Below are 8425 nucleotides of genomic sequence, written 5' to 3'. Positions count from 1 at the left end.
CACCGTAAACACTTTACCTGACGCATAGTAAAACTGCCACGCGTTGAGAATCCACTTGAATTGTTTGTTATGTGAATTTTACCGTGAATTCAAAGTAAACCACCGTAGAAATGAAGAAATTTGAATAAGTTACGTACAAAAACGATGCTTACCAAAACCTAAATTTCACAACGATCTGAGCCAAAGAGAGCCACTTGCAGAATCAACAACAAAGAAAGCGCCCTTTCAGCCACAACCAAACCTTTTGCTTCATCAGACTTTCAGGGCTGAATGTCAGCAAGAAAATCAGTCAAAAAGACATTTCAATTGAAGCGATTTGAAACCACCGAAACTCAACAAAAACCAGATCCAAAACTTAATTGAGGCAGCCCAAGAACCTTGGACGTGACCAATTGAAGTTCTTTCACGGATTCATTTCGACAAAGCTAACTTGCCGAAAATACGAAACGAATTTTCAATGAAATCGTAGCTTTGACCTAAAAAACTGACCAAACACATAACGCCCGGTTAAGGGGCTGACAACGCAAAACACTGGGCTCAAAATAACAACCGTAATCACAAATGCCAATTTGAACTAAAACCACCACGCGTTGGCAGTCCCTCTTTAACCGTTTGTTATGTGAATTGCTCACCGTAACTCGTTGTTTTTATTAAATCGTCTAACTTTAGTACGCATATTTTTCATTGGTGATGATGTATTGAACTGGATCATTCGACCCAACGTCCACTTTTCATACCATGCCGTTTCATACAATTCTTCATTGTCTAACCTTGAAACTAGATAGATAAGCTCGTTAATGGTTAAGTCCAACTCCTTGAGTAAGTCTTCGTATTTCCAGTCACTGTACTGATCGTGAAAACTGACTGCCAATAAACCAAGTTGATTCCATTTATAACCAGTATCAGGGAAATCTACTGGTAAACCTTGAGACTTCAAACTATGCCATTTCAAGACCAACTTTCCCCAACCTACAAGATAAGCTACAGTGTCACAAATGCTAATTTGTGTTCCTTTTACATTACCTTCAATTTCACACTTACGTGATAATGATTCTGGAACAATCCGATAATCGTCCACAAGTTTGGGAAATATAGAGTTGATGGCAGCGAGTAACTCATCTTTTGATTGTGGAACTGATGACATAGTTTCCTCCATTCACATAACGCCGCATTAAGGTGTGAGCGGCGCTTGGCTATACTTGAGCGAAGCGAAACTGCCAAGCGTTGCGAATCACTCTTAAATGCTTTGTTATGAATATTTTTCAATGGCAGCTGTAGATCCATGCTTATTTCGAATTGTCATTAGGTAGAGTCCAATAGAAGCGGCTATTGAAATTGCAATGATACTAGACCAAGTAAAACTGTAGCCATAGCTGTCAATAAGATAACCGACCACGATAAAACTTGGCATAACTAAAACGCTTCGTAGTGTAACTAGAACCCCCTGAATACGCCCTCGGTGACTAGAAGGTGAGTTATTAGCTAAATATATGCCTTCTTTCGTCAATAAGAGAACCTCACCTGCGGATAGAAATAGCCAAGCTATAAAGTGTATGGGAATACTAGGAAAGAACATGACTAGTGCGTAGCCAAAAGCAAACATAAACCCGGCATATGCCAAACTAATTGTTTCAGCTTTACCTGACGTAAATTTCATTAAAACTGGCGTAATAAGCACAACAATTACACACGCATAAGTCATCAGTTGACCAAATACAATTGGACCTTTTTCACCAAATATATGACTTAAATATAATGGACTTGCCATTGTCATTTGGTTTAATGAATACCACAACAACCCACAAAGGAATGTAAAGAATAAGAGTCTAGGTCTTGACCTCAATACTGCCCAGACAGAACCAGAAACGGGCATTTCTAACTCATTATCAGTTGTGTGGTCAATTTCTGGCTGCACCTTAATAAACATAGCCACAATCACAACACCAAGTAATGCAGCAAAGCCATTACCAAAGAATATCCATTCTGTGTGGCTCCAAAACAAATACCCAGCCATAATTGGACCTAGAGCTGAGCCAAAATTATAGGCAAGATAACTCAACGACATGACTGCGTCGCGATTATTCTTATTAGATAAGTCTGCAACTAAAGCGTTACTTGCCGGTAATGCCAAACCAATAAAGAAATATGCACCAAATAAAAATGCTGGTACTAAAAAATTATTATCAGGAAAGAAGCCACACGAAATAAGCAATAAAGCACCGGAAAATTCTCCAAATACCATAACTCGCTTATGCCCTAAAACATCGGATAATTTACCACCAATAAAGCTACCCAATAGATAAGTTCCAGTAACCCCCATAGCTAAGGAGCCTGCGACTGTTGCTGAGTAACCTAACTTATCTGTTAATAGTAAAACGAGAAATGGAATAATAAAATTACCCATACCTAAGATCATTCTAGCTACAGCTAGATAATAAATATTCGCTGGCAAACCTCGATAAATCGAAATTGCGGATGAAAACTTCTGGAACATGAAACTCCTAAAATATTGTAATGATACGTATATTCATAACGCCCGCTTAAGGGGCAGCCAACGCTACTACCAACTTACCGCATAACACCATAATCACAAAAACCAACGCATAGTAAAAATGCCGCGCGTTGGCTGTCCCTCTTGAAGCGTTTGTTAGGCTTAATTTCTACAATCCTTGCTCACGACACAGACGCTTAGATAAAGAGTCGAGATCGCAATAAATAAAATCCTCTACAATACCAAGCCGATGAAGCTTATCTAGTATCTGTAATTTACTGCTTGCTGGTATTTCAATACAACTAACTACATCTTCAGAAAATTGCTCATCTAAACTCTTTGTATCAGACCCATGAATTGTAAACACACTTTGTTGCGATGACATTCTAGAATCTAGGGGGATTGTTTCAATTGCCAAAGGATGCGATAAACGCATATGAGTTTCACCAACAAGTAAATTTCCAGGAAGGTATGAATCAAACTGAAGTTTGACTTTAATATCTTTCGGGTATGTTTCTAGCTTACGATTTTCCAAATCGTAATAACTATTGGTTTCAATATGACGCACCGCCATTTGAGATGGACAGAATATACGATCAACACCGGTGACTTGCTCATTTAAAATAAACGGATTTAATACCCAAACTATTGCAGAGCAATCTTCCGAAGAATCTTGCGTTAGTGCAAAATAAAGAGAGACTAATGGCGACCTAGTCCAATCTAACAATCGAGTAGGTAAACCATGGTGCTGCATTAACGCATATAAGTACCAAGGGTTGCCATTGTCTGAAAGATGATATTTAAAATGTTCACGCAAAAATGAATAAACTAGAGTTTCTTCTTTTTGACTTTCAATCCCATCCCAATGAACTCGCGGATGAGGTTTGTAAGTAGGTGAACCAACTCCTCTAAACCAAAAACCGTTAAAAGAAGTCGTGAGAGAGATATAATCCTCGATAGTTGATACCACTTTGTTCAAATTACAACTCCAAATTCAAAGATTAAGCCTAACGCCCGGCTAAGGGGTTGACAACGCAACGCCGAACTCAAAAAACACACCGTAAACACTGAACTTCAATTTTGCACTAAAGTCGCCAAGCGTTGGCAATCCCTCTTGAGCCGTTTGTTATGCAAATTCAATAAGATAAACTGACTTTACTCGATCAAAAGCCACGATTGCACTGGTTGAGTGATTCAAGAATCAACCCAAGCAGGAGCCGTGATAAATAAGCCGCCAAAACAAAGTCCACCGTTCAACAACAAACCAAGCTTTTGAATGAGACAAACTCAACAAGTAAGACTTTCAGCAAATGCGAAATACTCGATAAACTTGCCCTTTCCACACTTTGCACCCGCTAAATTCACAACAAACCAGCACTAAAATTGATTGAGGCAAACAAAGAACCTTAGCTGTTTTACGGCTTGAGTTAACCACGAATTTGAGGATAAAAAAGCTCATTTGCCGACAATACCAAACGAATGGCCGGAGAAATCCTAAAAGATTGAAACCCTAAATTTACCTGAGTTGCATAACGCCCGGTTAAGGGGCAGCCAACGCTACTACTAGCTTTCCGCATAACACCGTAACCACAAAAACCAACGCATAGTAAAAATGCCGCGCGTTGGCTGTCCCTCTTGAACCGTTTGTTATGTTTAAGCTTCAATGACTTACGTTTTACCAAAACCAAGATTAACTCAGCTTTGATTCACAAACAAAAGGCAAAACCCAGAAAACTGAAACGACTCATAGATTTGAAAAACAGACTTTGAATTTCGGCAATTCAAGCCCAAAAACCTGTGATCAAAATATTGATTGAGCCAGCCGAACCAACCTCGCGCTTACTCGAAAATCGACTGAGGCAATTCTCTGAATTTCCAGCGCCAAAGAATAGATGTCCAGAAAGCAGCGCTAAACGAAGCCAACTTGCCGACAAACACAAAACTCACAAGCCAAGGGAGCAAAGAAAAGATGCAACCAACTGATTTTTGGTGATTAAACATAACGCCCGGCTAAGGGGTTGACAACGCACCGCCGAACTTAAAAAACCACTGTAAACGCTGGACTTCAATTTTGCACTAAGGCCGCCACGCGTTGACAATCCCTCTTGAGCCGTTTGTTATGCGAATGTAACTTGCACCTCTAAACTCTTACAAAACCGTAAATCATTTTTCAGAGACTGTGCCTATAGTGACACCCTCAGCCTTTGTCTTTTGTAAGTAAGTAGGGGTATTAGCACGTTTAACAAGATCTAGTAATGTAGGGTCAGGAGCTCGGTTCTTTTTCCGACTAGGTGTACCGTAGCATTTGATTATAGTAACATCTTGGGATTTTGTTCGGTGTAAATATTTTTGGCTATTTGCATATTTAATAAGCTGTAGATGTTGTTCAGTTACAGATTTAGAACTAACCTCACGGATGTTTCTAATAGCGGAAATACATTGAGCAAAACTAATTTTAACATTCGAAAATGTTTTCCCAAGGTTAACAAGACTTGTCAAACCATTATTAAATATAGGATGCATAAAAACTCCATTCAGTGACTCAATAATCCGGTACGCTATCACTTTTTGAAGCTCTTATGCTGTGAATTTTCGTGAATATTTCAATAAATCAAGGCCTCAACCCGTAAGCGGCTCGCATAACGCCGAATTAAGCTGCTACCAACGCACAATGTCATTTGAAGCAATGCACCGTAATCACTAAACCATTTTGGAACTAATTCAGCCACGCGTTGGTAGTCAGGCTTGAATTTCTTGTTATGTTTACGATCACATTACTTTATTCAAGTAAGTGGCAATTTCGTTTCCGATGTTTTTTTGAAATTCAACACGATTAAAACCATCAGGATCTTGCGCAATTACACCTAATTCAGCTTTTAAAAAATCAGGATAAGAAGTTAAAAATGAGTAATGGCCTGCATTAGGAATTATTTTGTAAGTTAATAAGCCTGTATTTTGAAGGCCATTTTTTATTACTTGGGAGTTGTATTTCTCAGTTAATTCTTCGTCTTTCTCAGAAACTAATAATAAAGTAGGAATATTCACATTTTCAAACGAGTTCTTTGCCAAAAATGGAGCCCCTACAGGTGCCATTAATACTTGTGCACTAATTCGAGTATCTTTAGAGTTCACGATTACGCTTTGAGTTAATAGATTTCCAAACACTGGTGCACAATAAGGGTCTGATAGTGTTGGCACATTTTTACACAAATCAATTAATTTTTTGGTGCTAGCTATTCCCCCTGACACAACAAGAGCACTGTAACCACCAATAGAGTGCCCTAAGACAGCAATTTTTTGTGTATCAATGTGGAGGCTTAAACTAGGTATTGATAATGCTTTGTCTATTGAAGCAGAGATATGCTTTGGTCTATTTACATAGTTCTCTACCTTGCCTTCTGACGAATTATCTAGGTAATTATTTTGAGGATGCGAAGGCATAACAACAATGAAACCATTCTTAACCAATGAAAGTGCAATGTCCTTATAAGACAAGCTACTGCTTCCGGAACCATGAGATAGGATAGCTAATGGAAAGCGACCTTCTTTGATTGCTCCAGCTATTGCAACGTTTAATTTAAAAGGCCCAAAATCTACAGGCTTTGGTTCCGAAGAAGTTGGGTATAATACAGCCATAGATAGGCCGTCTTTTGAAACATTATCTACTTTTCGAAAACCAACATCATTCGCAGTAACTGACACAGATGAAAACATTAATAATGCGATAGCTATTCTGAAATATTTCAACTTGTAAATCCTTTTGTATTAGCACCAAAGCTAAGGTAAACATAACGCCCGGCTAAGGGGTTGACAACGCACCGCCGAACTCAAAAAACACACTGTAAACACTGAACTTCAACTTTGCACTAAAGTCGCCAAGCGTTGGCAATCCCTCTTGAGCCGCTTGTTAGCTTAGTTCCCAAAATTCTTCGTGATATTCTGTTTCAAGCTTATCCCAGCACTCAGAACAAAACAGCTTGATATTTTCCCACCCTTTTAGGTTTCCAAAGTCATATTCTTGGATATCATGCTCGAATTCATACTTCCCGCACTGTTCACACTCAACAAGCTCTTCAGCATGTCCGCATACATAGCATTTGTCCTGCCCATCAAATACTACAAAAGCATCGTGTTTACATAGTGGACAAGTCCATATGTCGCTTGCAGGTATTTTTTGCACCTCTATTTGTGCATTTGCTCGAATTGCTAATTCTTCAACATAGTCACGTAACTTAAATAACTCACCTTTCAAATTATCACTCAGCAAGTCAATAACATGAACATCGAGTTGCTTCTTAGCAAATTCAATGTAAAAGCCGACTAGTCGGATAAATTGGGACTTTACTTGCTCTACTGAGTATTCAAAATCGAAATGAACTATTTTGTTCCTTAACTCAGCAGCAGTTTCTATTGTCTTGTGATCACTATCGACTAAGGTAACACCTGCTATTTTCTTCAAACGTTCAATGGATTGCTTGAGGTTTACAGTATTCCTGCATTTATCTATATCCGTATAAACGAGAACTTCATGTTCTAAACTCAACCGCTCTTTTAAAATTGTTTCGATCGCTTGAATTTGAATAAGAATGGCGAACTTCCATTTTTCATCATTGGATTCTGCTTTTATAGCTTGCTCTAATGACTCTCGGAAAAAACTAACCGAGTTTTCAAATAATGACATTTTAAACAAAGTCATAATTTTCCTCTTACTAAGCTAACGCCCAATTAAGGGGTGAGCAACGCTACCGCCTTACCTAACGCATTGTACCGTAAACACTAAATTTGAAGTAGAAGCAAAAATGCCAAGCGTTGGGAATCCCTCTTAAATTGTTTGTTAGCCGATCATTCCCAAAGGTTATTGCTTACTCAACAAGAACTTACGCAAATCTCTCTCTGCACGCATAACAAACAGAATAAACACTTTGTCACCGTCTTGTTTATAGAAAACACGACATGGATTAACGACAACTTCACGATAACTTAAATGTTCTAGTTCGGGTGGAATACGACCTGACTCTGGGAAAGCTTGTAGGCGTTCAACTTTGGAAAAGATCGTTTGTACTAACTGCTTTGCAGCAACAATATTTTCAAGTGCGATGTATTCAGCAATATCGTTGAGGTCAGATAACGCTGGCTCAGTCCAGATTAGTTTAGCCATTTTGACATTTTGTCCTTGGCTTCATCATGACTTATAGCTTTACCGTCAGCTAGTGCGCGTTCACCTCGCGCAATACCCTCAAGAATAGCCAAACGATTTTGCATAAACTCGTAATCATCAACATCAACTAGATACGCGGATGGCTTACCATGCTCGGTAATTAACACTGGTTCTTTGGTGTCGTGGAGATCGGCGAGGATCTTAGTTGCTTGACGTTTAAGTGATGTAACTAGTTCTACTTTCATGAGAGCGGCTCCAAAGGAATACTAAAGTGATACTATTCTATCACTTTGAGTATAGCAAGCTCCATGACGGCTAACGCCCGGCTAAGGGGTTGACAACGCCTAGCCGAACTCAAAAAACACACCGTAAACACTGAACTTCAATTTTGTACTAAAGCCGCCACGCGTTGACAATCCCTCTTGAGCCGTTTGTTAGGCCAACCAATTGACGCCGACACTTTCACAACCCAAGAACAAGTCTTTTTGTAAAACCCAAACAAACTAAATCATTAATTTATAAACTAAAACTCTAACTTTGCAAAGAAACAAAAAACTCAAATTGAGCGATTTGGAAGAAAAGTGACGAGCGTAGCATGCTCGGCGGACGTTTGAATGCTGAAGGTTATTTTGCCGCTAAATTCACAACGAAAAGCAACCCAACGCGATCAAGAAACAACAAATATGTGATGATTATTTATTGCTTAAGCTCAGCCATGAGAACATGGAATTTACCGTTCAACTCCAACTCGATTTAGCTGATGAAAACTCACTTTG

General features: G+C 39.0%; 8 protein-coding genes. All 8 read right to left on the bottom strand.

What is annotated here, in order from left to right:
- Positions 1–628: 628 nt before the first annotated feature.
- Positions 629–1144, bottom strand: coding sequence for a ClbS/DfsB family four-helix bundle protein (locus NB504_RS02995; RefSeq protein ID WP_258428237.1), 516 nt, complete (start codon positions 1142–1144; stop codon positions 629–631).
- Positions 1145–1249: 105 nt separating this feature from the next.
- Complete coding sequence (locus tag NB504_RS02990; protein WP_081265620.1) at positions 1250–2494, bottom strand: MFS transporter; 1245 nt, start codon at positions 2492–2494, stop codon at positions 1250–1252.
- Positions 2495–2660: 166 nt separating this feature from the next.
- Positions 2661–3461: an FRG domain-containing protein gene (locus NB504_RS02980; RefSeq protein ID WP_258428238.1), complete on the bottom strand. Its 801-nt coding sequence runs from the start codon at positions 3459–3461 to the stop codon at positions 2661–2663.
- Between the two features lie 1193 nt (positions 3462–4654).
- Positions 4655–5014 carry a hypothetical protein gene (locus NB504_RS02970; protein WP_258428236.1) on the bottom strand — a complete coding sequence of 120 codons (360 nt, stop codon included), beginning with the start codon at positions 5012–5014 and terminating at the stop codon, positions 4655–4657.
- 246 nt (positions 5015–5260) lie between these two features.
- On the bottom strand, positions 5261–6238 hold the full coding sequence (locus NB504_RS02965; protein ID WP_088729593.1) for a chlorophyllase/cutinase-like alpha/beta fold protein: 978 nt from the start codon (positions 6236–6238) through the stop codon (positions 5261–5263).
- Between the two features lie 160 nt (positions 6239–6398).
- The gene (locus tag NB504_RS02960; RefSeq protein WP_170900741.1) at positions 6399–7187 is read right to left on the bottom strand and encodes a hypothetical protein; all 789 of its coding nucleotides are present in this window, start codon (positions 7185–7187) and stop codon (positions 6399–6401) included.
- Positions 7188–7346: 159 nt separating this feature from the next.
- The gene (locus tag NB504_RS02955) at positions 7347–7649 is read right to left on the bottom strand and encodes a type II toxin-antitoxin system RelE/ParE family toxin (protein ID WP_258428235.1); all 303 of its coding nucleotides are present in this window, start codon (positions 7647–7649) and stop codon (positions 7347–7349) included.
- Entirely contained in the window at positions 7637–7894 is a 258-nt protein-coding gene (locus NB504_RS02950) for a type II toxin-antitoxin system Phd/YefM family antitoxin (protein WP_045569027.1), read from the bottom strand. The genes NB504_RS02955 and NB504_RS02950 overlap by 13 nt, the downstream gene beginning before the upstream one ends.
- Positions 7895–8425: the final 531 nt, after the last annotated feature.

This window comes from Vibrio sp. RM-69-4 (assembly GCF_024743775.1).
Classification (GTDB): Bacteria; Pseudomonadota; Gammaproteobacteria; order Enterobacterales; family Vibrionaceae; genus Vibrio; species Vibrio anguillarum.
The sequence above is the reverse complement of the archived record's forward strand: the minus strand, read 5'-3'. Positions and strand labels throughout refer to the sequence as shown.